This window comes from Rhizobium sp. BK661, assembly GCF_024808825.1.
In the GTDB taxonomy this organism is placed as follows: Bacteria; Pseudomonadota; Alphaproteobacteria; order Rhizobiales; family Rhizobiaceae; genus Rhizobium.
This window is the reverse complement of sequence record NZ_JANTYT010000001.1, coordinates 667,923-692,050: the sequence shown is the minus strand read 5'-3', so window position 1 is coordinate 692,050 and position 24,128 is coordinate 667,923. Positions and strand designations below refer to the sequence as shown.

General features: G+C 60.2%; 23 protein-coding genes. 16 read left to right on the top strand and 7 right to left on the bottom strand.

Annotated elements, in window-relative coordinates; genetic code table 11:
- Positions 1 to 620 precede the first annotated feature (620 nt).
- Together FHX16_RS03385 and FHX16_RS03380 are read left to right on the top strand one after the other, a co-directional pair.
- The gene (locus tag FHX16_RS03385) at positions 621 to 2,054 is read left to right on the top strand and encodes a glycosyltransferase family 39 protein (RefSeq protein WP_183860234.1); all 1,434 of its coding nucleotides are present in this window, start codon (positions 621 to 623) and stop codon (positions 2,052 to 2,054) included.
- Between the two features lie 205 nt (positions 2,055 to 2,259).
- Positions 2,260 to 2,628: a hypothetical protein gene (locus FHX16_RS03380; RefSeq protein ID WP_259126501.1), complete on the top strand. Its 369-nt coding sequence runs from the start codon at positions 2,260 to 2,262 to the stop codon at positions 2,626 to 2,628.
- An 81-nt stretch (positions 2,629 to 2,709) separates the two neighbouring features.
- Here the strand turns inward: FHX16_RS03380 and FHX16_RS03375 are convergent, their stop codons facing one another.
- A complete protein-coding gene (locus FHX16_RS03375; protein ID WP_183752712.1) occupies positions 2,710 to 3,018 on the bottom strand; it encodes a DNA-binding transcriptional regulator in 309 nt (102 codons plus the stop codon).
- Positions 3,019 to 3,052: 34 nt separating this feature from the next.
- Between FHX16_RS03375 and ybaL the strand changes: the two genes are divergently transcribed.
- The 4 genes from ybaL (at position 3,053) to FHX16_RS03355 (ending at position 8,748) form a co-directional block, all read left to right on the top strand.
- Entirely contained in the window at positions 3,053 to 4,870 is a 1,818-nt protein-coding gene (gene ybaL, locus FHX16_RS03370; RefSeq protein ID WP_183860238.1) for a YbaL family putative K(+) efflux transporter, read from the top strand.
- A 54-nt stretch (positions 4,871 to 4,924) separates the two neighbouring features.
- Entirely contained in the window at positions 4,925 to 5,308 is a 384-nt protein-coding gene (locus FHX16_RS03365) for a hypothetical protein (RefSeq protein WP_183860240.1), read from the top strand.
- A gap of 91 nt (positions 5,309 to 5,399) precedes the next feature.
- On the top strand, positions 5,400 to 7,955 hold the full coding sequence (secD, locus tag FHX16_RS03360) for a protein translocase subunit SecD (protein WP_183860242.1): 2,556 nt from the start codon (positions 5,400 to 5,402) through the stop codon (positions 7,953 to 7,955).
- A gap of 85 nt (positions 7,956 to 8,040) precedes the next feature.
- On the top strand, positions 8,041 to 8,748 hold the full coding sequence (locus FHX16_RS03355) for an ATP-binding protein (RefSeq protein ID WP_183860244.1): 708 nt from the start codon (positions 8,041 to 8,043) through the stop codon (positions 8,746 to 8,748).
- 8 nt (positions 8,749 to 8,756) lie between these two features.
- Here the strand turns inward: FHX16_RS03355 and FHX16_RS03350 are convergent, their stop codons facing one another.
- From FHX16_RS03350 to FHX16_RS03340, 3 genes are all read right to left on the bottom strand, one after another.
- On the bottom strand, positions 8,757 to 9,191 hold the full coding sequence (locus tag FHX16_RS03350; protein WP_183860246.1) for a response regulator: 435 nt from the start codon (positions 9,189 to 9,191) through the stop codon (positions 8,757 to 8,759).
- Positions 9,192 to 9,205: 14 nt separating this feature from the next.
- Complete coding sequence (locus FHX16_RS03345) at positions 9,206 to 9,910, bottom strand: helix-turn-helix transcriptional regulator (RefSeq protein ID WP_183752724.1); 705 nt, start codon at positions 9,908 to 9,910, stop codon at positions 9,206 to 9,208.
- Positions 9,911 to 10,222: 312 nt separating this feature from the next.
- Positions 10,223 to 10,597: a response regulator gene (locus tag FHX16_RS03340; protein ID WP_183752726.1), complete on the bottom strand. Its 375-nt coding sequence runs from the start codon at positions 10,595 to 10,597 to the stop codon at positions 10,223 to 10,225.
- A gap of 169 nt (positions 10,598 to 10,766) precedes the next feature.
- Between FHX16_RS03340 and FHX16_RS03335 the strand changes: the two genes are divergently transcribed.
- From FHX16_RS03335 to FHX16_RS03305, 7 genes are all read left to right on the top strand, one after another.
- Positions 10,767 to 12,914, top strand: a complete 2,148-nt coding sequence (locus tag FHX16_RS03335; RefSeq protein WP_183860248.1) for a PAS domain S-box protein — start codon at positions 10,767 to 10,769, stop codon at positions 12,912 to 12,914.
- Positions 12,901 to 13,338 carry a response regulator gene (locus FHX16_RS03330; protein ID WP_183752730.1) on the top strand — a complete coding sequence of 146 codons (438 nt, stop codon included), beginning with the start codon at positions 12,901 to 12,903 and terminating at the stop codon, positions 13,336 to 13,338. Before FHX16_RS03335 ends, FHX16_RS03330 begins: the two co-directional genes overlap by 14 nt.
- Entirely contained in the window at positions 13,331 to 14,947 is a 1,617-nt protein-coding gene (locus FHX16_RS03325; protein ID WP_259126498.1) for a response regulator, read from the top strand. The genes FHX16_RS03330 and FHX16_RS03325 overlap by 8 nt, the downstream gene beginning before the upstream one ends.
- Positions 14,944 to 16,566 (top strand): VOC family protein, encoded by a 1,623-nt coding sequence (locus FHX16_RS03320; RefSeq protein ID WP_183860252.1) that lies wholly within the window; start codon positions 14,944 to 14,946, stop codon positions 16,564 to 16,566. Before FHX16_RS03325 ends, FHX16_RS03320 begins: the two co-directional genes overlap by 4 nt.
- Positions 16,567 to 17,288: 722 nt before the next feature.
- Entirely contained in the window at positions 17,289 to 18,206 is a 918-nt protein-coding gene (locus tag FHX16_RS03315; RefSeq protein WP_183752736.1) for a glycosyltransferase family 2 protein, read from the top strand.
- A gap of 67 nt (positions 18,207 to 18,273) precedes the next feature.
- Positions 18,274 to 19,764 carry a lipopolysaccharide biosynthesis protein gene (locus FHX16_RS03310; RefSeq protein WP_016552720.1) on the top strand — a complete coding sequence of 497 codons (1,491 nt, stop codon included), beginning with the start codon at positions 18,274 to 18,276 and terminating at the stop codon, positions 19,762 to 19,764.
- Between the two features lie 42 nt (positions 19,765 to 19,806).
- The gene (locus FHX16_RS03305; protein WP_183752738.1) at positions 19,807 to 20,826 is read left to right on the top strand and encodes a polysaccharide pyruvyl transferase family protein; all 1,020 of its coding nucleotides are present in this window, start codon (positions 19,807 to 19,809) and stop codon (positions 20,824 to 20,826) included.
- A 6-nt stretch (positions 20,827 to 20,832) separates the two neighbouring features.
- Here FHX16_RS03305 and FHX16_RS03300 read toward each other — a convergent pair whose 3' ends face one another.
- Together FHX16_RS03300 and FHX16_RS03295 are read right to left on the bottom strand one after the other, a co-directional pair.
- The gene (locus FHX16_RS03300) at positions 20,833 to 21,729 is read right to left on the bottom strand and encodes a DMT family transporter (protein ID WP_183860254.1); all 897 of its coding nucleotides are present in this window, start codon (positions 21,727 to 21,729) and stop codon (positions 20,833 to 20,835) included.
- A gap of 147 nt (positions 21,730 to 21,876) precedes the next feature.
- On the bottom strand, positions 21,877 to 22,302 hold the full coding sequence (locus FHX16_RS03295; protein ID WP_183860256.1) for an OsmC family protein: 426 nt from the start codon (positions 22,300 to 22,302) through the stop codon (positions 21,877 to 21,879).
- Between the two features lie 235 nt (positions 22,303 to 22,537).
- Between FHX16_RS03295 and FHX16_RS03290 the strand changes: the two genes are divergently transcribed.
- A complete protein-coding gene (locus FHX16_RS03290; RefSeq protein WP_016552716.1) occupies positions 22,538 to 22,744 on the top strand; it encodes a hypothetical protein in 207 nt (68 codons plus the stop codon).
- A gap of 112 nt (positions 22,745 to 22,856) precedes the next feature.
- On the opposite strand, the gene FHX16_RS03285 is transcribed toward FHX16_RS03290, so the two are convergent.
- Positions 22,857 to 23,261, bottom strand: a complete 405-nt coding sequence (locus FHX16_RS03285; protein ID WP_183860258.1) for a hypothetical protein — start codon at positions 23,259 to 23,261, stop codon at positions 22,857 to 22,859.
- 245 nt (positions 23,262 to 23,506) lie between these two features.
- Here FHX16_RS03285 and FHX16_RS03280 point away from each other — a divergent pair, with 245 nt between their 5' ends.
- Both FHX16_RS03280 and FHX16_RS03275 read left to right on the top strand, forming a co-directional pair.
- Positions 23,507 to 23,740: a hypothetical protein gene (locus tag FHX16_RS03280; protein WP_183860259.1), complete on the top strand. Its 234-nt coding sequence runs from the start codon at positions 23,507 to 23,509 to the stop codon at positions 23,738 to 23,740.
- A 180-nt stretch (positions 23,741 to 23,920) separates the two neighbouring features.
- Positions 23,921 to 24,121: a hypothetical protein gene (locus tag FHX16_RS03275; RefSeq protein ID WP_183860261.1), complete on the top strand. Its 201-nt coding sequence runs from the start codon at positions 23,921 to 23,923 to the stop codon at positions 24,119 to 24,121.
- Positions 24,122 to 24,128: the final 7 nt, after the last annotated feature.

Below are 24,128 nucleotides of genomic sequence, written 5' to 3'. Positions count from 1 at the left end.
CCACATGCCGGGCGGGTGCCCGTCATAATTCTACCGCTCCGAGCGGCAGGCACACTGCTGATTGATGGCTTGCCTCCGGCGGCCGCCGGCGGCCTGAAGCCTCCCGATCAGTAGTTTCTACTTCGGAGCTACTTGAAGAGATGGATTCCGGATTGACCGGTACGGCGGTGCGGCGTCATGCCTGGTGGGAACGAGTGAGTTTTCCCATTCCGACGTGTCATGCAATGTTTATGGTTAATTCCTTGCCTGAAGGTTAATGCGTATTTTATGAATGTCGACTTTCCGGCAGACCCTAATAACCATCTACGAATTACTGGGCTTGCGTTGCCGCGCTGCTACAAGTCCGGCGCAAGCTTTGTGCTATAGCCCCGAAAATAACCGTGACATGACGTCAGAAGGATTGGGCAATGATTGTTCTCGGATTGGGGTCGTGCTTCCTCGCAATTGCTGTTCTCGCAGCCGTTACGCTGCTGGACCGCATCGAAGCGACCCGCGGCCAAATCGCCCTCCGTGTTCTTTGAATTTCCATAATACGCCAGTAGAAACCAGCCACGCGCCCGGCACGCCGGCGCGCTAAACCTCGGCTCGACTACTGTTTGCGTTCAGCGGAATTTCCGTTCATGTCTGCCAGACTTGGCCTCTTCATCATCCTTGGCGTGACACTCTGGCGAGTTCTCACCCTTCATTTTGACACCACCGACCTCTTCGTCGACGAGGCGCAGTACTGGTTCTGGTCGCAGAATCTGGATTTCGGCTATTACTCGAAACCGCCGATGATCGCCTGGGTCATTCGCGTGATGACCGAGATCGCCGGATCGACATCGATCTATTGGATCAGGGTCAGCGGACCGCTGATCCATATGGCGACGGCAATTGTGCTGATGAAGACGGCGAAGCGCTTTGTCGGACCAAAGATTGAAGGCTGGACCGGCGCCACCTTCATCACGCTGCCGGGCGTTGCCCTTTCATCGGTGTTCTTTTCCACCGATGTGGTCCTTCTCTTCTTCCTGACTGTGGCGCTGTGGGCCTATTTCGGCCTGACCGAGAAGCGCTCTGTCGGTCTCGCTCTCCTGATGGGATTTGCGTTCGGCTGCGCCTTTCTGTCGAAATACGCCATCCTCTTCGTCGTCCCCGGCGGGCTGATCGCGCTCATCCTTGTTCCAAACGCGCGGATCGCCTGGCGCGACTTCTTTCTGTCCGTGATTGTTGCCCTCGCCGTCGCCGCCCCGAATCTCTGGTGGAACCTTGCGCATGACGCCACGACCGTCCGGCACACGACAAACATCGCACACTGGAGCAAGCTCGGCATTGACATCGGCGGTGGCCTCGAATTCTTCGCCGCGCAATTCGGCGTTGTCGGGCCGATCATCTTCTTCGCCATGCTGTGGGGCGTTGCGCGTGCGCTCAAGGGGGAGAGCGAGCCGCAGGAACGGTTGCTGATCTGGCTGTCGATCCCGGTCGTGCTGCTAATCACGCTTCAGGCACTGGTCGCCAAGGCCTACGCCAACTGGGGTGTGACCGCCTATGTTGCTGGAACGATCCTTGCTGTGTGGGTGCTTGACCGCCTCTGGCCGAAGGGGTTGCGCTTATCGCTCGCGATCAACGGCACGGCCAGCCTCCTGTTTCCCCTCGCCGCGGTCTTTGCACATCAGCTGGTGCTGCCGAACGGCAGCGAAGTCATGAAGCGCTACCTGGGCCGCAGTGCGATAAGCCGCGAGGCCGGCGAGCTGGCGCGGCAGTCGGCGACACCGGTGATCGTCAGCGACAGCCGCGACCTTCTGGCGGACATGTTCCATACGCTGCGGAACGATCCTGTCCACATCTATGCGAAGCCACCGGTCGACGCGCCTGATAACTATTACGAGCAGACCTTCGCGCTGCCGAGTCAAATCGCGGACAACGTGCTCTACATAACGATCCATCCGGTGGACTGTGCGCAAGCGCCTGAACTCGTCCGGAGCTGGCAGCCGGCGGAAGGCTACTATCGCGGCAAGACGATCTTCGCTTACCGGATTTCACCGAATTGCCTTGCGGTACCTAACCAACCGCGTTGAGTGAGTATATCGGTTTCGGACGCCAAGGCCTCGGCTGGAGGAGCTATCGCTGTCATTTGCGTAAAGGGCTTGCCGAGAGGTCGCTAAGCGCAACGGCCAGCGACCGGAGGCTGATGTAGTCACCCGTCGGGGCTGACATTGACACGATTCTCTTGAGCGCTAGGCTTCGCAGCCGACCGACATTCCAGCGAAGAGGGAGCGAGACATGCCATCCAGTTCGCCCGACGCACTGCTGATCGATCGCATTTTCGAGGTGTCCGATGGGATCCGCTATGTCGCCCTCTACCGAAGGGGCGAATTGGTTTCGCGACAGAAATCGCAGGTGGCTGGCGCCTCTGCATCGGAATCGGACAAATACGAGGAACTGTTCGTCAATCCCACGCTGCTCAAGCTGGCGCGCCAACGCGGCGACCTCGATTGTGGCGGCATGCGCTTCGTCGCGATCGGATACGGCAATTTCCACCAGCTTGTCATTGACCTGCCTGACGGTCACGTATCGGTCTGCTTTGAACTCGGCTCCGCACCATTGGACCACTGGGAGGCCATTCGCGACATTACACTCGCTTCCGGCTAACGGTCCGGCGCGGCGTGCCCCTTATACCGCACCGAAGGTCCCTGCCGGGAAGCGGCATGGACAACCTCGTGAGGCTAACATCTAGCGATCGTCTGGCGCTGACAGGCCCAGGCAGATCCCCATGCCTTCGACATCCACGAACGCGACGCCGCCGTTTTCGAAAGCAAGCCGCAACTGCGCCTCGGTTGCGCGGTGGATTTCGTGGTGCTTTCCTTCATAGTCGCGGATGGTGCTGCGCGACACGGCCGCATGCTCTGCCAGATCGAGTTGCGTCCAGTCGAGCAATCCACGAGCGGCCCGGCAGAGTGCCGGGGTCAGAATTGTTTCCTTCGCGCCTTGACCCATAATGTCAAACCACCCATATTGGTTGATATAAGCCATATATGTCATAATTGAACCGGGATTTCCAGTACAGGAGAACGTGATGCCGCACGACACACCTTTGATTTCGACGATCGTCGGAGGTCTCGTGCTTGCGTTCATCCTCGGCGCGCTTGCCAACAGGCTCCGCATGCCCCCCTTGGTCGGATACCTCATTGCCGGCGTGCTCGTCGGCCCGCATACCCCCGGCTACGTTGCCGATCAAAACCTTGCTCCTGAACTCGCCGAAATCGGCGTCATCCTGCTGATGTTCGGCGTCGGGCTGCACTTTTCTCTCAAGGATCTCCTCTCCGTTCGCGGGATCGCCGTTCCGGGCGCCATCGTGCAGATTGGATTTGCGACGTTGCTCGGCTGGGGACTGGGGGCGTTGATGGGATGGCCGACGGGCGGGAGCCTCGTCTTCGGACTCGCTCTTTCCGTCGCTTCGACGGTCGTCTTGTTGAAGGCGCTGCAGGAGCGACGGCTGATCGAAACCGATCGCGGCAAGATCGCGGTGGGTTGGCTGATCGTCGAGGACCTCGCCATGGTGCTGGCGCTGGTTCTCATCCCGGCCGCGGCCAGCATCGGCGGTGGGGAGCATGCGACCGTCGAGCCGCTCTCAGCCGCTGTCAGCCGAATTTTCGGCCTCGATCTCGGCATCGGCGGCATTATCGTCATGACGCTGATCAAGGTCGCGCTGTTCGTTGGGCTGATGTTGGTCTTCGGGCGGCGCATCATTCCCTGGACGATGCACCGCATCGCGCACACCGGATCGCGCGAACTCTTCCGCCTCGGCGTGCTTGCCATTGCGCTCGGCGTTGCCTTCGGCGCCTCGAAGATGTTTGGCGTTTCGCTGGCTCTTGGCGCTTTCTTTGCCGGCATGGTTCTGGCCGAAAGCGAACTCAGCCACCGGGCCGCCCAGGAAAGCCTGCCGCTTCGCGATGCCTTCGCGGTTCTCTTCTTCGTCTCCGTCGGCATGCTGTTCGATCCGAACATCCTGGTCGACAAGCCGCTGCCGCTGCTTGCAACCATCTTCATTATCGTCATCGGCAAATCCATCGCCGCCTTCCTGATCGTACTGCTGTTCCGCAAGCCCGTCGGCACGGCGCTGACGATTTCGGCAAGCCTCGGGCAGATCGGCGAATTCTCCTTCATCCTGGCAACGCTTGGCGTCGCCCTCGGCCTGCTGCCGGAGGAAGGGCGCGACCTCATCCTGGCGGGCGCGATCATCTCGATCATCCTCAATCCGCTGCTTTTCTACGTCTGCGATCGTCTGCGCCCGATGCTGGAGCGTGGCAAGCGGGAAGAGCCTGTCGCCGAGCTGACTGCTGAGACGGCACCAGAGCCGGCTGACGAGCCCGCGGCAGAAGAAGACGATGTGCACCCGACGGCGCTTCGGGGGCACGCGATCCTCGTCGGTTACGGCCGTGTGGGCAGCATCGTCGGGCAAAACCTGAAATCTTCAGGTACGCCCTTCCTTGTCATCGAGGACTCCGACAAGCGCATTGGAGAACTCAGGGATCAAGGGATCGAGGCAATCAGCGGCAATGCTGTATCGCGCGAGGTGCTCGACCTTGCCAACATCGGTGGCGCCCGCAGCCTCGTCATCGCCATCCCCAATGCCTTCGAGGCCTGCCGCATCGCCGAACAGGGCCGCGACATCAACCCGTCCATCCTGATTGTCGCGCGTGCGCATTCGGACGCCGAGGTCGAGGAACTGAAGGAATACGGCGCCGATACCGTCATCATGGGCGAACGGGAAATTGCCATGGGCATGGTTGACCGGCTCGCTCAAGTGCATCATGACAGTGTGCGCTATGAAGACGAGGCCGAGACTGCTACAATTGCAGCCAAGGAAGCGCCTTCTCCCGACAAAGAATGAGAGACTTTTGCGCCGTTGAACCGGTACGAGGCCGAAAATTTGGGTGACCACGAGATGAGGCTCGACGCACGCCGCATGAGCGGTCGCGTTGCGATTTCTCTGGTCATTGCCGTCTTCGCTTATCTCGGCCTGCTGTTCGGTGGCAACCTTGTCATCGGCCCGACGCGCGGCCCGAACTCTGTCTCCTCGTCCAGCAAGGATGGCCAGCCGCTGCAGCTCAGCGTGCGAGACGCCGTCCGCGGTATTCTGACCGCCGAGCGCAAAGCGGCACCGAAATATATTCCTTACGATTCCGCCAACGCCGCAGTCGGAGCAATCCCCGGAATTGCGCTCCTTTCGTTCGTGGAGCCTACATATCCCGTCGCCTTCCACCCGCAGCTTCGTGCCGCCGATGCGAAGGCTTACGATTCGCACGGCCCGCCTGCGGCCGCGGCATGAATGCGCGCCCTCCGGCGCTTTCCATGGCTTTTAAGACACGCCGCCTGCGCGAGGAGCGCAGGCTCAAGCGTTATCAAGGATAAACAACAACATGCGTAATTCACCATGGCTGGTGTTCACCTATACGGTGATCATTCTCCTCGGCATTCTGATCGCTTTGCCGAACGCACTGCCGCAGTCCACCCTCGACCGCCTGCCCTCGTGGTTGCCGCACGACCGGGTTTCCCTCGGTCTCGACCTTCGCGGCGGCTCGCATCTCGTTCTCGAAGTCGACGAGGCGGACCTGACCCGCGAGCGCCTGCAATCGCTTCTGCAGGACGCGCGTCGCGTGCTTCGTGAAAAGAATATCCAGACGAAGTCGATCGTTCGCAATCAGAACCAGATCGTCGTCACCCTGACGGATACTGCCCAGACCGACGAAGCCGTCACGCAGCTGAAGACGCTCGGCAACGCCATCGCCACCGGCCTCAGCGCCGGCCAGTCCGATCTCGCGGTGACGACCAGCGGCGGCAACATCCTCGTCGCCTTCTCGCCGGCCGGTATCGCAGCCAACGTCGATTCCGCGGTCCAGCAGAGCCTTGAAGTCATTCGCCAGCGCGTTGACCAGGTCGGCGTTGCCGAACCGACGATCCAGCGTATCGGCGGAAACCGCGTTCTCGTGCAGCTTCCGGGCGCACAGGACCCGTCCCGCCTTCGCCAGCTTCTCGGCTCCACCGCGAAGATGTCCTTCCACATGCTCGCTCCGAACAACCAGCCGGGACCGGGCGTGACGATGCTCAAGGACGAGCAGGGCAACAGCTATCCGGTTCTCGATCGCGTCGAAATCTCGGGCGACCGCCTCTCGGATGCCCGCGTCTCCTTCGATCCGAACACGCATGAGCCTGTCGTTAGCTTCCGCTTCGACAGCGCCGGCGCAACCCGCTTCGCCGACATCACCCGCCAGAACGTCGGCAACCCGTTTGCCATCGTTCTCGACGACAAGGTGCTGAGCGCGCCTGTTATCCGCGAACCGATCACCGGCGGCTCCGGCCAGATCTCCGGCAGCTTCTCGGCCGACAGCGCAACGACGCTTGCCGCCATGCTGCGCGCCGGCGCCCTGCCCGCCAAGCTCACCGTCATCGAAGAACGCACCGTTGGCGCCGACCTCGGTGCGGACGCTATCCGCATGGGTATCTATTCCGGCCTCGTCGGCTTCGTGCTGGTCGCTGTCTTCATCTTCATCCTGTACGGCAAGTGGGGCTTCCTCGCGAACTTCGCGCTGCTCATCCACACGATCCTGACCTTCTCGGCGCTGACGCTCGTCGGCGCGACGCTGACGCTGCCGGGTATCGCAGGTGTCGTTCTCGGTATCGGTCTTGCGGTTGACGCGAACGTTCTCATTAACGAGCGCATCCGCGAAGAAACGCGCAAGGGCAAGAGCGCCTTTGCAGCCATCGACACCGGCTTCCGCCGCGCCTACTCGACGATTATCGACGGCAACATGACGGCGCTAATCGCAGCGGCGATCCTGTTCTGGTTCGGCACCGGTCCGGTTCGTGGCTTCGCGGTCACCATGGCGCTCGGCCTGATCATCTCGATGTTCACGTCGGTTGCCTTCGTTCGCGTCACGATGATCGAGATCACGCGTCGCCGTAAGCTGAAGGTTTTGAACATCAAGCCGCTGATCCCGATGATGTTCAACCCTTACGGCCGCCACATCCAGTTCATGAAGGCTCGCTTCTTCGGCGTGACGGTCTCGGCGCTTCTGTCGATCGCCTCGGTCGTCCTCTTCATCCATCCGGGCCTCAACTACGGCGTCGACTTCCGCGGTGGTATCCAGATGTCGGTGAAGACCGCGGAAGCCAGCGATCTTGGCCGCTTCCGCGAAGGCTTGAACAGCCTTGGCCTCGGCGAGGTGTCGCTGCAGTCCTATGGTGACAACAACACCATGGCGGTGCGCGCGCAACGCCAGGACGGCGGTGAAGAAGCCCAGACGGCAGCCGTCGAAAAGCTGAAGGCGGAGATCATCAAGATCGACCCGTCGGCAACTGTCACCGGCACCGACGTCATCGGTCCGAAGGTCAGCGGCGAACTTGCCTGGGCCGGCATCCTGTCGGTGGTGATCGCCAGCCTCGCGATGCTGTTCTACATCTGGTACCGCTTCGAATGGCCGTTTGCAGTCGGCGCCATCGTCACGCTCATCCTCGACGTGACAAAGGCGATCGGCTTCTTCGCGTTGACCGGCCTCGACTTCAACCTTACCGCCATCGCCGCCATCCTCACGCTGGTGGGCTACTCGGTGAACGACAAGGTCGTGGTCTATGACCGCATGCGTGAAAACATGCGCCTCTACAAGTCGATGCCGCTCCGCGAAATCATCGACCGGTCGATCAACGAGACGCTGGCACGTAGCCTCTACACCAACGCGACCGCCTTCCTCGCCCTGCTGCCGATGGCGATCTGGGGTGGCAGCGCGGTCTCGAGCTTCGCGATCCCGATGGTCTTCGGCATCCTCGTTGCCGGCGCGTCGTCCGTCTTCATCGCGGCACCCATCCTGCTCTTCCTCGGCGACTGGCGTCGTCGCCACGGCAAGGCTGTCGCGGCCGCAGAAAGCGCGCCGGAGATCATCCCTCCGGAAGAGGGCCAGTCGCGCAAGACCGCGGGCTGAGAACATGCTGACGTGACTTGAAAAGAGGGCGCCGGTTGCAGAGCCGGCGCCCTCTTTCTATGTTGACGCAAGGAGATTCCGCGGCATGTCGTCTGAACAATCGCTTGCATCGACTGAGAACGAGGAGCGCATTCGCCGCTTCCTCGCGATCGCCTCGCACGATCTGCAGTCGCCGCTGCGGCATATTGCGATGTATGCGGAAATCCTGCTCGACGACCTGGGTGACAAGCTCGACAGCGAGCAGTTGCAAAGCCTGCAAACCATTCTCCATAAAGCAGAGACGGCGCAGCGACTGACAAAGGCGCTGATCGGCTTTGCCACCAGCATGCCTCAGGTGACCGCGGATGAGATCGATCTAAACGGTCTTGTCAGGGAGATCTGGGCCGCTATGGAGAGCGACGTGATCGCATCGGGTGCGACCTTGCAGCACGATCGCCTCCCGACGATCGTTTCGGATGGTGCGATCGTCAGGATCGCGCTGACAAACGTGATTGCCAATGCACTGACCCATCGCGGCAGCTTGGTTCCGGTCGTGACAATCGAAGCCGAGCGGGAAGCCGCCGAAGTGACAATCCGCATTTCCGACAACGGTCCCGGTATTGACCCGACTCATCAAGACAAGATCTTCGATGCTTTCTGGAAGCTGCCGCAGGAGGGCCTGCCGGTCGGCCCTGGGCTTGGACTGACGGCCTCGCGCGAAATCTTGCGGGCGCTCGGCGGCAGCATTCGTCTGGAGCGGTCGGACGCGGGCGGCAGTCGCTTTGCCATTCGCCTCCCCGCCTCGCGAGCATAAAAAACGAGCTACGTGGTGTAGTCGTCCTTCCAGATGTCGGGCATGTTGTAGGTCACATATTCGCGGATGATGTATTGCAAGGTGTCTGCGTCTATCTCGTCCTTGCCGATCCGGAAGTCGACGCCGTAGTCTGGGAACTGCTGGAAGTAGCCGTCCGAGATGTCCATGGAAATGACGCCGATCGGGCCGGTATAGCCGCTGCCCCGCAGCTTAGGCATTGTTTCGCGAAAATCGGCATTCGGCAGCAGCCGATTGTCGAGGAGGATCAGGTCGAACCTGTCGCCACCGAGCTTGCCCAAAGCGTCGCCGATCGATTGTGCATAGTCGATCTCGACCGGCGGCTCGGTCAACGTAGAGAGCTTCTTTTTCAGCGATCGAAACTCGATGAACTCGTCGTCGACGAACAGCACCTTTACCGCCCTGCGGCCCTCACCGGCTGTCATTCCCGTTTCTCCGATCACGACACCAGCCCCATCCTCAGCGCGATTGCGACCATGTGGACGCGGTTGACAGCCTCAAGCTTTCTCACGGCGGCCGCTATGTGGGAATTGACCGTGTGTTCCGACAGGCCAAGGATGATCGCGATATCGGCGGATGTCTTGCCCTCACTGGTCCACTTCACGACTTCGGTCTCGCGCTGGGTAAGACGTGCAGACATTTCATGCGCCAGGATCTCCTCATAAAACTTATCGAAGATTCGGATCGTGTCGAGCAGCACCTCGGCGACCTCGCCCTGATCCGGCTCCGCCCGCTTGCCGCTGAAGGCGACGCAATAGCGCTTGCCCTCCGGAGTGAACAACGGAACAAGGAGGAAGGAATTACTGTCAAATTCGTTGAGGACGAGATCGCGCGGGTAATCTTCCCGCAAACTGCCGCTGCCGGTGAGCGGCATCGCCAGAAACTGCGCGGCTTTCGTCTTCAGCAGGCCTAGAGCCTGGCGCATGCCGTAGAGAAACAGGGCGACGCGCCGTTCGGCAACGTTTGTGATGATGATCTCGCGGTTGCTGAACGGTGGCGAAGCTTCGGAGACACGCGCCAGGGCGAAGCAGTCGAAGCGGTAGTGCTGTGCTGCGGACTTCAGCAACCGAAAGAAATCGGTGCGGTTTATCGCCCGACCGAGCTCCGGTCCGAGATGGAAAGGAATGGCGGCGGCACTGCTCATTGCACGTCCTGGGCCTCTCGGGTTTGGCGGCCTTATCCCTAGATCTAAGGATACACGTCCTAGACCGGCACAGTTATTACCACCAGCAAGACTATTGCAGGAAGAGCGTGAAACAAGACCTCGATCTTCGGATTAGGGGCCCGCGCCGTCTCCTCCCAGTCTTTTGTCTTTCCGCATCCAACACCCCTTGAGTGCGGAAGGCGGTGCCGTAGCGGCATTGGAGGGAGCCGGCAGCCTTTCAGTCAAGGGGTTGGCTGTGTTTGTGGCGGCAAACTTAAGGTTGCCCGGCTCTCTCAGCTTTTTCTTCCAACATCAGCCTATCCGCGCCACCATGGCCGGGAGATCGATCGGTTTCTCGACATAGAAGTCGGCACCCGCGGCCAGCGCGCGCCGGCGATCCTCATCCGCATCCGAGCCTGTGCAAACACCGAGCCTAACCTGCGAAAACCGTGCGTCGGCGCGCAGTCGCATGATCAGGTCGAGGCCGCTGTCGAGCGGCATATAGAGATCGACGATCAGGGCGTCCGGCAATTCTTCATGCTTCGCATATGTTTCTTCCAGCGCCTGCACGGCATCCTCAGCCTTGGAGAAGCATAGGAGCGTGACGCCAACCTGCTGCTTCTTGCGCACATAATCGGCGTAGAAGAGGTCGTCGGCGTTGTCATCTACGTAGAATACCGTCGGCATATCGATCCGTTCGAACCATGAGGCTGCCACTATGCCTTAGGATCGGGTGGCGGGAAAACCGAAATACGCCATCCCTGCAGCGCGCGGGAAAGCTCTCGTAACCGCAACGAACCATATTGAAAGTTCCCAGTTTCCAGAACTAGATGAGCGCGCAAATGGGAGAGACCGCGTGCCAAAGCCGATCGAGGCCGCCAGCGCCGATATACTACGCCGCCAACGGCAGTACCGGTTCGTTGTTATAGCGATCAGCGCCCTCCTCGTTGCGCTCGGCGCGGTCGTGATCGTCGCCTGGATCGCGCAGGTCCAGAGTATTCTCTCAGTGCTGCCCGGCTTCTCGTCAATGGCCCTGAACACGGCCCTATGCTTTGCGCTCTCCGGGCTCGGTCTCATCTCCTCCGTTCAACCCGGTCACCGCGGTCACATGCTGGCATTCCTGCTCTTCAGCCTTGCGGCAGCGATGAGCGGACAGCGGCTGATCGAGATCCTGTTTGTCGGAAATCAGGCGCAGATCGTCGAGCGCTTTCTCGCAAGCCTGATCGTTGACCCCGCCTTTACCGCGAGGGTCAATCGCGGCATGGCCCCGAATACGGCGGTCATCTTCTTCGTCGCCAACCTCTCGCTCGCTTTCGCGCTCTCCGGGCGAGCGGAGCGAACACAGCTTGTGCAGGAGCTTGTCGGCTACGTCGTCATCGGGCTCGGCATGGCAGCGCTTGCCGGCTATGCGACGCGGTCTGAGCAAGGATACCAATGGGGTGCCAATATCGGCATGGCCGTCCATACCGCGGCTGGGCTGGTGCTGTTCGGGTCGGCGATGCTGGCACGCTCCTGGTGGCTGAATCCGGAAAGTCGCGGCCGCATGCCGATCTGGTTGCCGGCAGTCGTTTGCCTTACCGGCTTATTCGTCGATCTCTATACGCCGCTCGGCGTGGCCAACGGCATTCTCTATGTGCCTCTCGTGCTCGCCTCCTTGTGGTTCGGCAACAAGAATGCACCCTTTTCCTTCGCGTTTGCTTGTTCCGTTCTCGTGTCACTCGGGTTCTTTGCGGTCGATCGGGCGGGCGCAGGCTACTGGTACGAGGCCACCAACCGGGCCATCACCATAGCGACGCTGTGGCTGGTCGCCCTGCTCGTCTTCTATTTTCTCCGCAAGGACAGCAGCCTGAATGCGGAGCGCATTCGCTTCGACAGCGTCATCAGAAACACGCCGAACGCCGTGATCGCCATAAACGCGGAAGGCTTAATCTCGCTGTTCAATCCGGCAGCGGAGAAAATGTTTGGCTATGCCGCCAAAGAAGCTATCGGCCAGAACGTTCGACTGCTGATGCCGGAGCCCTATCATTCCGAGCATGAGAGCTATCTTGCTCGGTACGCCCGGACCGGCGAAAAGCATATCCTCGGAACAACGCGGTCCGTTTCCGGCAGACGCAAGGGCGGCGAGGTATTTCCTCTCGATCTCTCAGTGAGTCGGTTGGCAACGGACACGACCATTACCTTCGTCGGCATCCTTCGCGACATTAGCGATCGCGTCGCGCATGAGGAGCAGCTGAAGACGATGTTTCGCCAATTGCAGGCCTATACGGCCGATCTAGAGCGCAGCAATGCGGATCTCGACGAGTTCGCCTACATCGCCTCGCATGACCTCAAGGAGCCCCTGCGCGGTCTGCACAATCACTCCCGTTTTCTCCTGGAAGACTATCAAAGCCAGCTCGACGAGGACGGCACCAGGCGTCTCAACCGGCTCGTTCTCCTTAGCCAGCGGATGGAGAAGCTTGTCAACGACCTCCTCTATTTTTCGCGCATCGGGCGGCAGCAGCTGGCAATCAAGCGCAGCGATGTCAACGCGATCGTCGGGGACGTCGTTTCGACCATGGAACTCTATCTGGAGGAGCGCCATGCCAAGGTTCAGGTCGAAGGTCGCCTGCCGGAGATCGTCTGCGATGCTCTGCGGTTGACGGAGGTCTACCGCAACCTGATCACCAATGCTGTCAAGTACAACGACAAGCCCGACCCCATCGTAACAATCGGACATCTCCAGCAATTCACGGGCAATGATGGCACTTCGGCACGCGACGTCTTCTTCGTCAGGGACAATGGGAAGGGCATTCCGGCTGAGTTCCACGAAGACATTTTTCGTATTTTCAAACGGCTGGAAAAGCCTAAGGATTCCGACGACGGTACCGGAGCCGGGCTGACCTTCGTGCGCAAGATCATCGCCCGGCATGAGGGCGATATCTGGCTGGAGTCCGAGGTGGGGCGTGGAACGACCTTCTACTTCACCTTGGGCCACAAAAGAGAGGACCAGAATGCCACAGCGTGAATCACAGCCGATCCTCATCGTCGAGGACAGCGAAGACGATTTCGAGGCAACGCTGCGCGCCTTTCAGCGTGCCAAGCTGAAGAATCCTATCCGCTGGGCAGCGTCGGGGCAGGATGCCCTGGAAGCGCTGGCCGCCATGATGCCGCGACCCGGCCTGATCCTGTTGGATCTGAACATGCCGGGCCTCGACGGCCGCAAGACGCTGGAGGCGATCAAATCTAATCCGGAATGGCGCAAGATCCCGGTCGTGATCCTTACGACATCCGACGACGAGCGCGACATCGAAGGGTGCTATGCGCTCGGCGCCAATACCTATGTGCAGAAGCCGGTGGATCTCGATGGCCTCTTCGCCGCCATACAACGGCTGAAGGAATACTGGTTCGAGATCGCCATCCTACCCGCCGATGGGGACGACCGTGGCTGACGACTGCGCCATACTCATCGTCGATGACAACGTCGACGACCGCGATTTCTATCGACGCATGCTCTCGCGGGTGTCCGAGGCCCACTACAGTGTTCGCGAGGCCGAAAGCGGCGACGAGGGAGTCGCACTTAGCCTTCAGAAACGTCCTGACTGCATCTTGCTGGACTACTCTCTGCCCGGCCGCGACGGCATCGGCGTGCTGGAAGAAATCCTGAAACAGGATCCGACCGCAAACGTCGTCATGCTGACCGGCCAAGGAAGCGAAACCATCGCCGTCGAGGTGATGAAGGCCGGAGCTCGCGACTACCTGACGAAGGATTCGCTCTCCCCGCAAACTCTTCATTGGTGCATCCAGAACGCCATCATGCATGGCGACCTCGAAGCCAAGCTGGAGCAGAAGCGGCAGTCGCTGGAAATCTTTACCCGCGCGATGGCGCATGACCTGAAGGAGCCGCTGCGCACGATCCGGTCGTTCAGCAAGATCCTGCAGGTTTCCCCGACGTTGTCAGACGAGGACCGCGAATTGCTGGACTACGTCGTCGGGGCAGCGGGTCACATGGAAGATCTCATCGTAAAGGTTTCCGGCTTTACCAAGCTCGAGGTTTCGGGCGAGCTGGAGTTGAAGCCCATCGCGCTTGCGGCAGTGATCGAACGCGTGGAGAGCAACCTTCGTGAACAGATCGCCAGTTCCGGCGCGTCGCTTTCCTATGGCGACCTGCCCGAAGTAATGGGCGATACAACGCTATTGGTGCAGTTGCTGCAGAACGTCGTCTCGAATGCAATCCGCTACTGCGTCGATCGGCCAGAAATCCATGTCTCCGCGGCAAGCGATGGTGAGATATGCCGCCTAGCCGTCCAGGACAACGGTCCAGGTATCGACGCGGAGCATCGCGAGGTCATCTTCCAGCCGTTCAAACGACTGGTGGGACGCGGCATCGAGGGCACGGGGCTCGGACTTGCAATCTGCCGGCGCATCGCGCAGCTGCATGGCGGCGCGATCTGGTGCGAAAGCAGGCAGGCCACCGGTTCGACCTTCGTCGTCGAATTGCCGCTTGCCAGACCCGCTGCCTCCGCTTCGGCAAATGTGCCGTATGGACATGCTGCCAATGTGTTGTCGCCAGCACCCGAAGGCTCGCCCAGGCTTGCCGAGGTTCTACTCGTCGAGGATAGCCCTGCGGACGTTCAACTGCTGAAGATCAAGCTGATGCAACGCGCCAAGGTGAACTTCAACCTCCATGTCGCCGGCAACGGCCGCGATGCCATGCGACTACTGCAGGAGCGGGCGACATCAGATGGCATCCCTGGAATCGACCTCATGCTGCTCGACATCAACATGCCGATCATGGACGGTTTCGAGGTTCTCGGGGCGCTTTCGGCGGACGCGCGGCTGAAGACCATTCCGGTTTGCATCCTGAGCACTTCTAGCGACGAAAGCGACATCCAGCAGGCAAAAAGACTTGGCGCTAGCGCCTACATGACCAAGCCGCCAACCCTCCAACAGTTTCAGGAGGCCTTGGCCGGACTGGACAGTTTGGATTTGAAGTCGCGCGGAGATAGCCTAGTTCTTTATGCGGAACCTTCGAGGCAAACTCCAATTGTAACGGCATGACGTTTATACTCGCACTGATTCTGGCGCTTACGACGCCCTCCACGCCATCCGGACTGAACTCAATGGTATCTGGCATCCATCACGTGACCCTTCTGACCCGAAAGGTACAGGCCAACGTGGATTTCTACGCGGGGTTTCTCGGCATGCGGCTGGTCAAGCAGACCGCGGGCTTCGAAGACGCCACGCAGCTTCATCTGTTCTACGGAGACACCGTGGGCAGCCCCGGCTCGTTGGTGACCTTCCTCGTCTGGGAGGATGGTTCGCCCGGTCGTGTCGGCCATAGCCAGATCGGCGAACTCTCGCTTGCCATCGATCCCTCCAGTATCGGTTATTGGCTCACCCGCTCTATGAGTTTCGGGTTTCGCTCCGAAGGTCCGGCCGACGAGTTTGGCGAACCCGTGCTGCGGCTGAAAGACCCCGACAACATCATCGTCAAGCTTGCCGGTGCTCGTAATCTGAAGTCCCCGGCCGCCTGGGATGGCGCCGGCGTGCCGATCGAGCATGCCGTGCAGCGGGTGCGCGGCGTTACCATGCTGACGGAAAAACCGGCCGAAAGCCGTGACTTCGTGGAGCGGCATTTCGGCTATCGCTTCCAGGAGAGCCGCGGCAACATCGAACGGCTTGTCTCTGAATCGGGCGATATTGTCGACGTCAGAAACGCTCAGGGCTTCTGGGCCGGCGCGCCGGGCACAGGGACTGCCGACCACGTCGCTTTCCGCGCCGCCAACGAAAAGCAGCTCCATAAGGTACACGATGCGCTGAAGGATGGCGGCGCGGCAGCGACGAACCTGCACGATCGCAAATATTTCGAATCGCTCTACGCCCGCGAGCCGGGCGGCACGCTAATCGAACTGGCGACTGACAAGCCCGGTATGATGGTGGACGAGCCGCAGGCCACACTCGGCACCAAGCTCTTCGTCCCCAAGGATCCGATCACTGACCTCAAGGACCTCAAGGTCGTGCTGCCGCAGTTTTCGATGCCGGGCGAGCCGCGCGTCAATTATCGCGACCTGCCTTTCGTGCACCGCTTCTATACGCCGCCAAATCCTGACGGCAGCGTGTTCGTGCTGTTGCACGGTTCGGGCGGTAACGAAACAACGCTGATGCCGCTCCTGCATGAGGCTGCCCCGCGTGCCACGCTGCTTGGTGTGCGCGGACGGGCGACCGAGGAAGGCATCCCGCGCTGGTACAAGCGCATCACGCCGTTCTCCTTCGACCAGGATGACATCAAGAGCGAAGCAGAGGCCTTCGCCGCCTTTATCGAGGGCGCCGTGTCGTCATACGGTCTAGATCCCAAGAAGATCGTCTATGTCGGCTATTCCAATGGCGCGAACCTGCTCAACTCGTTGCTCTATCTGCATCCGAATCTGGTGCACCGTGCGGTGCTGTTGCGCTCCATGCCTGTTTTGAAGACCTATCCGCATGCCGATCTAAAAGGCACGGATCTTCTTGTTATCAGCGGAAAGACGGATGCCTACGGAAAGTATGCGAACGAACTCGAAACGCGCCTCAAGCAATCGGGCGCGACAGTCGATTCGGATGTCATCTCCGGCGGACACGACCTCGGAGAGGGGGACGTCTCGATCATCCAGAAATGGCTGTCGCAGCAAATCAACTGAGCAGAGCGCCTTGTGGCGAAGGGCATCAGCGTCGAGCGATTCGGCTACAGCGCCTTGGTATAACTGGGGATAATAGCCCCCTTGCGAGCAAGGCGTTTGCCCGCGTGCTCCGACCCATGCCCAGGCGCCCGCAGTTTTGCCAGTTGTTGGCAGAGTAGTGTTTTAACGTCCGCACAGCGGCGGTAGCGGACAACACTACGTTGGCGGCATGAGACGACGATGAAGACATGCGAAATGGCACTCCAACAGATCCGATGGCTATCTATTCTCGAATCTGCACAGTGATCGCGCCATGCCGTTGGCAATGGCCAATGCTACCCAGAAGGGTGTTTGTGATCGTTTCTGTTAAGGACTACCGACTGCCGCAACGATTATTGCAAGCACTTATCGACAAAATACTTCTTATTGCATTTTGACAGGGGAATACTATAGAAACAACCGAAGCCACGCCAATCTTCTTTAATTTTGGCAAGCTAAAAATTCTTTGGTGCTTAGATAGAACTACATAAGATTATTTTTCATTGTTATTTTTACGATTAACTTTGATTTGTGACAAAATCTATATTTGTATTTATTTTCTGTCTTCTTGAGGCAAGAAATTACCACATTCGTCTGCGAACTGCTCCAACTGTTCTATTTTGCTGCAGCGCAAAAAGCTCCTTGCCGAAGCGGGGTCTCAGCCCTATCCTCGCCTCGACATCGATCGCAGAAGGGGAAATTGCATGCCTCCTCGGCCCGTGGACATCAGCCTGATTATCTCGTCGAGAAATCGGGCCTATGGACTGACGAACTGCCTGGATGCCGTGTCTGTTGCCGCCCGGCAGGCAGACTATCTGAGAGTTGAGCTGGTCTTCGTGGACAATGGATCCACGGACGAGACGTCGGACGTCGTTCGCCAATGGGCGTCGACCGCGCCGATCAAGACCAACTTGATCTACGAAGCGAAGCCCGGCCTCGCCGTTGCCCGCAACACGGGCCTGAACGCCGCGAGGGGCCGCATCCTTGCCTTTACCGACGACGACTGCGAGATTTTCCCAGACTATTTCACGACGCTTGCGGCGCTTTTCAGCTCGGATACCGAGATGGTCATGCGCGGTGGACGGATCGAACTCGGTGATGCCCGCGACCTGCCGGTGACGATCAAGCCTGAGATGGAACCCGCGGTGCTGACCAGCGACTTGCACGCCGGCGGCTTCATTCATGGCGCCAACATGGCGTTTCCGCATGGCCTGGTCGAAAGGATCGGCCTCTTCGACACGCGTTTCGGGGCCGGCACGCCTTTCCGCTCCGGCGAAGACACGGATTATGTCCACCGCGCCTTCAATGCCGGCGTGCGCGTCGAATATCTGCCCGATTTTGCCGTCAAGCACTTTCATGGACGGCGTGATCTCGCTGATATCAAGCGCCTGCAGACCGGCTACGCCTTCGGCAACGGAGCGCTGTACGCCAAATATCTCTTCGATCGTCGCTCGAACATGCGCGGCATGTTGCGCTGGGAAATCCGCCAGGCGCTCATGGAAGCCATGGGGCGCCAGAAACTCAACGAGGACCTTGGCCTGACCTATCGCAGCCAGCTTCGTGACAACCTGACCGGCATGCTCGCCTACTGGCGGGCGCCGAAGGCAAAGCAGCCCGCCTAGGGCGCCCGCCTCACCGTCAACGGAAACACGCGAGACCGATCGCGAGCCAGATTCGATTGGATAATGCATGGCCGATACGGCAATTGCGCACGCCGAGCTTAAGAAGAAAACCGCGCTCTCCGTCCTTTGGTCGGTCGTCCGCGTGGCCTGGAGCACGATCGCAACCTTTGTGATCTTCGTCATCCTGGCGCGCATTCTCGGGCCGGGCGATTTCGGGACCTTCGCGCTTGCGAGCCTGTTCGTGGAAATCGGCCGCGTGTTGGCTTATGCGGGCCTCGGCGATGCCGTCACGCGCCAGCTCGATCTCGACGAGGAGCTTGCCGACACGGCCTTCTGGGCGACGATCGCCTTCAGCGGCATCGTTGCCTCGCTGGTGTTCTTCTTCGCGCCCTACTACGGCGATCTGGTGCGCGACCCATCGGTCTCAGGCATTCTACGCTGGCTGGCGCCACTGCTTCCGATTTCCTCGCTGGCAGTCATCCACAATGCCCGCCTTGCCCGCGAGTTCGGCCACAAGAGCCTTGCCGGGCAGGCGATCGCCGCCAGCCTGCTGTCCGGCATCACCGCCGTCGTCTGCGCCTTCCTCGGCTGGGGCGTCTGGGCGCTCGTGGCGCAGACCGCGGTCAACGCTGCCGTGACCGTGCTCCTCGGCTGGTTCTACTATCCCTGGATGCCGAAGTTTCGCTTCAACGTGCCGATGTTCCGGTCCGTTTTCCTCTTCAGCATCAGCCTCGTGGTCACCCAGCTGATGTGGATGCTGCTTGCCCGCGTGCAGGACATCTTCATTTCGCGCTGGTTCGGCCCGGTCGAAGTCGGCCGCTACCGCATTGCCTGGCGACTGATCGAGCTGATCGGCCAAGCGGTGCTGGCGCCGATCGGCAGCGTGTCGCTCGTGACGCTGTCGCGCCTGCAGAACGACCACACGGCCTTTCGCAATGCCTATAACAAGATCGTCGGCGCTGCCGCGCTCGGAACCATCCCGCTGCTGCTCGGCTTCGGCGCTCTGTCCAACGACATGATCGCCCTGCTCTTCGGCGACAAGTGGGGCAATGCCGGCGATATCGCCACCGTTCTCGTGCTGATGGCGGTTCCCTTCGTCATGAACTTCTTCGCCTCGTCGGCGCTTTCTGCGGTCAACCGGGCGGAATCGATCCTGTCCGTCGCTGCCCTGCAGCTCGCGACGACGTTGATCCTCACCTGGCTGCTCGTCCCCTACGGCGTCGTGGCCGTTGCCGCGGGCTACACATTGCGGGCCTGGCTGACGATGCCCTATCAGCAATATGTGCTTGCACGATATGCGCATATCGACGCCAAGAGCACGTTGAAGGCTGTCGCCCTGCCCTTCTGCGGCGCGGCGCTGATGGCGGTCTGCGTCTGGTTCGCACATCCAGTCATCCTCGCACATATTCAAAACCGCTGGCTGGCGCTCGGCCTCAGCATCGGTCTCGGCGGACTGATTTACCTCGCCTTCCTGCCGATCTTCGGCCGCTCGGTCATCCGTCCGTACATCGCGCTTGCCATGTCCCTCAACCCATTCCGCAAACAGGCCGAAGCCTAGCCGCTTGCATGGACCCAAGTGTCCGCAAACAAGGAGCATTCCATGGAATCCAATATTACGATCATCAACCGTCTTCAGGGTGTGATCGCCAATTGCCTTTCCGATCTCTTTGATCCGTCCGAGCGTTTTGCGCTTCTCGACTTCCCGAACCACTACAACATCGGCGACAGTGCCATCTGGCTTGGCGAACTGGCCTATTTTGACCGGAAGCGCACCCGTCCGACCTACGTGACCGAGATCCCGACCTACGATGAAGGCCGGATGCTCAGCGCGATCGGCAACGGTCGCATCTTCCTGCACGGCGGCGGCAATTTCGGTGACATCTGGGCCGGCTACCGCCAGTTCCGCGAAGGTCTGCTCGACAAGCACAAGGGCCGGCCGATCGTGCAGATGCCGCAGACCATTCATTTCAAGGAACAGGCGAACGTCGACAGCACCGCGCGCGCGATCGAGCGTCACGGTCAGTTCACGCTGCTCGTCCGCGACCAGCGAAGCCTGGAATTTGCCCAGCGCTGGTTCCAGTGCGAAACGCGCCTTTGCCCCGACATGGCCTTCTGCATCGGTCCGGTCGCTCGACCGACGCCGCAGCACGAACTGCTGCTCAATCTGCGCGAGGACCAGGAGGTCGGTACCGCACAGGACTTGACAGCAGCAACCTTGCGTCCGGGCACCGTGAAATCGGACTGGCCCGACGAGCCTGCCGATTTCCAGCGCCAGACGAAGCACGCCGCGATCCTGAAGGGCCTTCTGACCGGCCGCATCGGCGGTCGCGCGCGGATGACGGAGCTAGCCTATCGCGAACGGGCGCAGCAGCGTTTCGACCGCGGCGTGGCTCTATTGGGCTCGGCACGCCAGGTCATTACCGACCGTATGCACGGACACATCATGTGCGTGCTTCTCGGCGCGGATCACTGCGTTCTCGATAACAGCTATGGCAAGACCAGCAGCTTCATCGCGGCCTGGGGCACCTGCAACAGCGACAAGGCGGAACTTGCCTCGACAGTCGACGAGGCGCTTGCGATCCTCGATGCGCGACGTGTCGCTCCTGCAGCGGTCGCCTGATTGAGATCAGCCTCGCCGGGCAACCAGAATCCCGGCGAGCACCACAATGCCGCCGATCGCCTGCATCGGACCGATCGGCTCGCTGAGCAGCACCCAGGCGAGGATTGCCGCCACCACCGGCTGCAGCAGCAGCGTCAGTGAGGAGAAGGCGGCTGGCAGATAGGCGAGCGCGTAGGCGATGGCCATCTGCCCTCCCGCGTGACTGACGAAGGCAAGGCCGAAGACGATTGCCCAACCATAGGCCGTCGGCGGCAGCATGTGGCCTTCGTAGAAGAATCCAAGCGGAAAGATGCAGACAGCGGCGGATGCCGTGCTCCAGAGCATGATACGGACAGTATCGAAACGGCTGCGAAGCTTGCCGATCGCCAGGATGTAACCGGCATAGAAGACGGCGGCGATGACCGCCACACCGTCGCCACGCAGGTCGCCATTGCCGAGTGCCGCAGGGCCTCCCTTCAGGATGACCACGCCTGCAAGCGCCAATATCAGCCCGAGAACGAACACACGGGTGACGGACGCGCCGAAAAAGAGAAGCCCGATCACCGTGACGAAGACGGGGGCAAGATTGGCAAGCAGCGTCGCATTGGCCACCGACGTCATGGTGATGGAGAGATGCCAGGCCGCCAGATCCATCGCGAGAACCACGCCCGGCAGGATCAGCAGGGCATAATCCGAGAGTTTTTCAGGCTTCGGGCCGGCGTTCTTGCCCTTGGCAAGCGAAAAAATGAAGAGCGGGATCAGGGCAAGCGCCACGCGCCAGAAGGCGGTTGCCATTGGGCCTACTTCCGACAGCCGAACGAAGATAGGCGAGCCGCCGATCGCCGCGCCGCCGAGGATCAGGGCGGCAAGAGCCAACCGGTTGGAGGTAGGGGGGTCTGCGATTGTGGAAGCGGCCTGCGACATGACTCTCGATGCTTTCTGAGCCGCCTGGAGACAGGCGACGGAACGGGCCTATCAGAAGCTGTACCGAGTGGATAGCCGAGGAGCGACAAGGGTAGGCAAAAGCGTAATCTTATTGTCCGCCGATGCGCATTTGCAGCACTGCGCCCATCAACCGGAAACGACGGTCGAGAATTCGGGCGTCCCGCGGATGGTGTTGCTGACCGTACAGATCTCTTCGGCCGCATGAGCGATCTTCAAGCGCGTCTCTTCGTCGATGTCACCCTTGATCGCGAAGGCAATGTTGAATGCCTGAACCCGCGACGGACCCTCGCTTGCCTTCTCGCCCGTCACGTCTGCAGTGATCTCGGTTACGCGGTCGAGAATGCCCATCTGGCTCGCAGCGATGCGGGCGCTGAGGACCAGGCAGGCCGACAGCGACGCATATAGAAGGTCCAGCGGATTGAAACCAGGCTGCGAAGCGCCGGTGACGATATGCAACTCGCCCTTAGTGGCCGACGTGACATGCGGAAAGCCGGTGCGGCCGAGAACGGCGGTTGCGCCAACGGGACGGGGGCGCGCCTTGAGGTCGGCCATGGGAAAATCCTTTGGTGATGATAGCCTGCTCTAGATAGGGATTTTGAACCGCCGCGGCAACGCGCATTTGATCTGCTCGCGGCGGGAACAGACAATCAAAAGTGATTCGGCCGGCGACAATCGGCCCGCTCGTCAACCTCAGTTTCCCATCCCGATTTCTGAGGATAGCTCCGAGTCAGCTTCAAGGCGCAATATGCAAATGCACTAAAACAGAAACGACTCATTGGAGTTATCCATGCGAGCACTTGCGGCTGTTCCTGTTGCACCCAGCGTTATCATCGATGCCGAGCCCTTCGGCTACGTCAGAAAAGTCTATGTCGACGAAGACCCCTGCTGGGGTCTTTTCGATTCCGACGGCGACGTGATCTTTGTCGGCGACGCCGCCAGCGATTGCCATGACTACGCGGCCAAGGAACAGATCCGCATACAGATCATCCACTGAAGCTCCGGTCCGACGGCACCACACCGTCAGAGCCTGAGATCACGAGCGGATATCTGCACCAAGAGCGTTCGGCAAGGCGATCACGCCCCGCCGAACACCGCGTTGGGTGATGTCAGCGATACGAGGGTGCCGACGGTGTGACGACGACTTTTCCGCTCGAGAAGATGATGAACGCGAAGAGCAAGACGCCCACAAAGGTGACGACAGAAGCGAGCGCGACGATCGGCTCCATCGCCGCATTGCCCTGCAGCATGAGATAGAGCGACGGCACCATAAGGACGATGCCGGCCGTGTAGACGTAGTACTGGATCATGGCCAGGCGCGTCTCCGCCTTCTGTGGATTGAGCGCATGGTAACCGCCGAAGATCGCCATGGTCACCCAGCCTAACAGATTACAGTGCGCATGGGCGCCGATGACGGTGTGATCTTGGGAGATCGCCATGTTGAGACCCATGACAATGCCGATAATCAGAAATAGAATTGCGGTCTTAAAGTATAGCTGCGAGATGCGTGGCATAGAGTATCCCCCTCCGTTTGCGCCGTTAGTATTATCATTGCAAAAGCGGATTGAGAACGGCAGATGAACGGAGTTTTAACCTTCGGAAAATCACCATGTTACCATCGCGTGAGCCATGTCCCGAAGGCGGCGCGCCGGCATCGCCGCGCGGAAGTGCCACAGCCCCGCCCAGTAGCTATTTCTTAAGCACTTTCTTAAACTCATTCCCGCTATTCTGTCTCGTCGGCACATTCGCGGAGAGCGAGATGAGAGACATCTACAAACCCTTCGTCACCACAGACGACCCCGATCGGGACGTCCGCTGCCAGGACGCCCTGCAGTTTGCCTTCCGCGATCTTGTCGCAGCATCGGTCGAGGCGGGCTGGAGCGAGCATGAAGCGCTCGAGGCCATCATCACGCTCGCGGACGACGCCCTAAGGCGGATCGGCGCCAATGATGACGCGCAGACACTGCTCGATGTGCTGCGCAGGATGGCGTAATTCCGCTCGACCTCAGCGGACCACCGGCGGTCGCAATTGCCTTCGTAAAAATTGCTCGAAGAGCTTGTATCATTCCCGTGGAATGAGAGTACACCGATGAAATCGGCCCCATAAGATTAATCGGCGGGGACTGCTTGGGAGTTTTTACGTGCTCTTGCCGCTTTAGCGAAGGGCACAAAAATGCTCCAATCTCTCATATCGCTTACAGACCATGATGTTGCGCGCGTTACCGATGCCGTTCGGCAATGGTGTTCCGCCCAACGGATCGACGTTGACAGCAGTGAAGGGCATCGCGCCCTTACCGCCGCAATCGATCTTGTCCTGACGAGGCGAGGCGAAGCGCTGTTCGAGGAGCTCGTCCAGCGGCTCAACCGCGAATAGCACTATC

Excerpts from the sequence above, each read along its gene's own strand:
- FHX16_RS03385 (WP_183860234.1), top strand. The coding sequence starts at position 621 with ATGTCTGCCAGACTTGGCCTCTTCATCATCCTTGGCGTGACACTCTGG.
- FHX16_RS03380 (WP_259126501.1), top strand. The coding sequence starts at position 2,260 with ATGCCATCCAGTTCGCCCGACGCACTGCTGATCGATCGCATTTTCGAG.
- FHX16_RS03375 (WP_183752712.1), bottom strand. The coding sequence starts at position 3,018 with ATGACATATATGGCTTATATCAACCAATATGGGTGGTTTGACATTATG.
- ybaL (WP_183860238.1), top strand. The coding sequence starts at position 3,053 with ATGCCGCACGACACACCTTTGATTTCGACGATCGTCGGAGGTCTCGTG.
- FHX16_RS03365 (WP_183860240.1), top strand. The coding sequence starts at position 4,925 with ATGAGGCTCGACGCACGCCGCATGAGCGGTCGCGTTGCGATTTCTCTG.
- secD (WP_183860242.1), top strand. The coding sequence starts at position 5,400 with ATGCGTAATTCACCATGGCTGGTGTTCACCTATACGGTGATCATTCTC.
- FHX16_RS03355 (WP_183860244.1), top strand. The coding sequence starts at position 8,041 with ATGTCGTCTGAACAATCGCTTGCATCGACTGAGAACGAGGAGCGCATT.
- FHX16_RS03350 (WP_183860246.1), bottom strand. The coding sequence starts at position 9,191 with ATGACAGCCGGTGAGGGCCGCAGGGCGGTAAAGGTGCTGTTCGTCGAC.
- FHX16_RS03345 (WP_183752724.1), bottom strand. The coding sequence starts at position 9,910 with ATGAGCAGTGCCGCCGCCATTCCTTTCCATCTCGGACCGGAGCTCGGT.
- FHX16_RS03340 (WP_183752726.1), bottom strand. The coding sequence starts at position 10,597 with ATGCCGACGGTATTCTACGTAGATGACAACGCCGACGACCTCTTCTAC.
- FHX16_RS03330 (WP_183752730.1), top strand. The coding sequence starts at position 12,901 with ATGCCACAGCGTGAATCACAGCCGATCCTCATCGTCGAGGACAGCGAA.
- FHX16_RS03320 (WP_183860252.1), top strand. The coding sequence starts at position 14,944 with ATGACGTTTATACTCGCACTGATTCTGGCGCTTACGACGCCCTCCACG.
- FHX16_RS03315 (WP_183752736.1), top strand. The coding sequence starts at position 17,289 with ATGCCTCCTCGGCCCGTGGACATCAGCCTGATTATCTCGTCGAGAAAT.
- FHX16_RS03310 (WP_016552720.1), top strand. The coding sequence starts at position 18,274 with ATGGCCGATACGGCAATTGCGCACGCCGAGCTTAAGAAGAAAACCGCG.
- FHX16_RS03305 (WP_183752738.1), top strand. The coding sequence starts at position 19,807 with ATGGAATCCAATATTACGATCATCAACCGTCTTCAGGGTGTGATCGCC.
- FHX16_RS03300 (WP_183860254.1), bottom strand. The coding sequence starts at position 21,729 with ATGTCGCAGGCCGCTTCCACAATCGCAGACCCCCCTACCTCCAACCGG.
- FHX16_RS03295 (WP_183860256.1), bottom strand. The coding sequence starts at position 22,302 with ATGGCCGACCTCAAGGCGCGCCCCCGTCCCGTTGGCGCAACCGCCGTT.
- FHX16_RS03290 (WP_016552716.1), top strand. The coding sequence starts at position 22,538 with ATGCGAGCACTTGCGGCTGTTCCTGTTGCACCCAGCGTTATCATCGAT.
- FHX16_RS03285 (WP_183860258.1), bottom strand. The coding sequence starts at position 23,261 with ATGCCACGCATCTCGCAGCTATACTTTAAGACCGCAATTCTATTTCTG.
- FHX16_RS03280 (WP_183860259.1), top strand. The coding sequence starts at position 23,507 with ATGAGAGACATCTACAAACCCTTCGTCACCACAGACGACCCCGATCGG.
- FHX16_RS03275 (WP_183860261.1), top strand. The coding sequence starts at position 23,921 with ATGCTCCAATCTCTCATATCGCTTACAGACCATGATGTTGCGCGCGTT.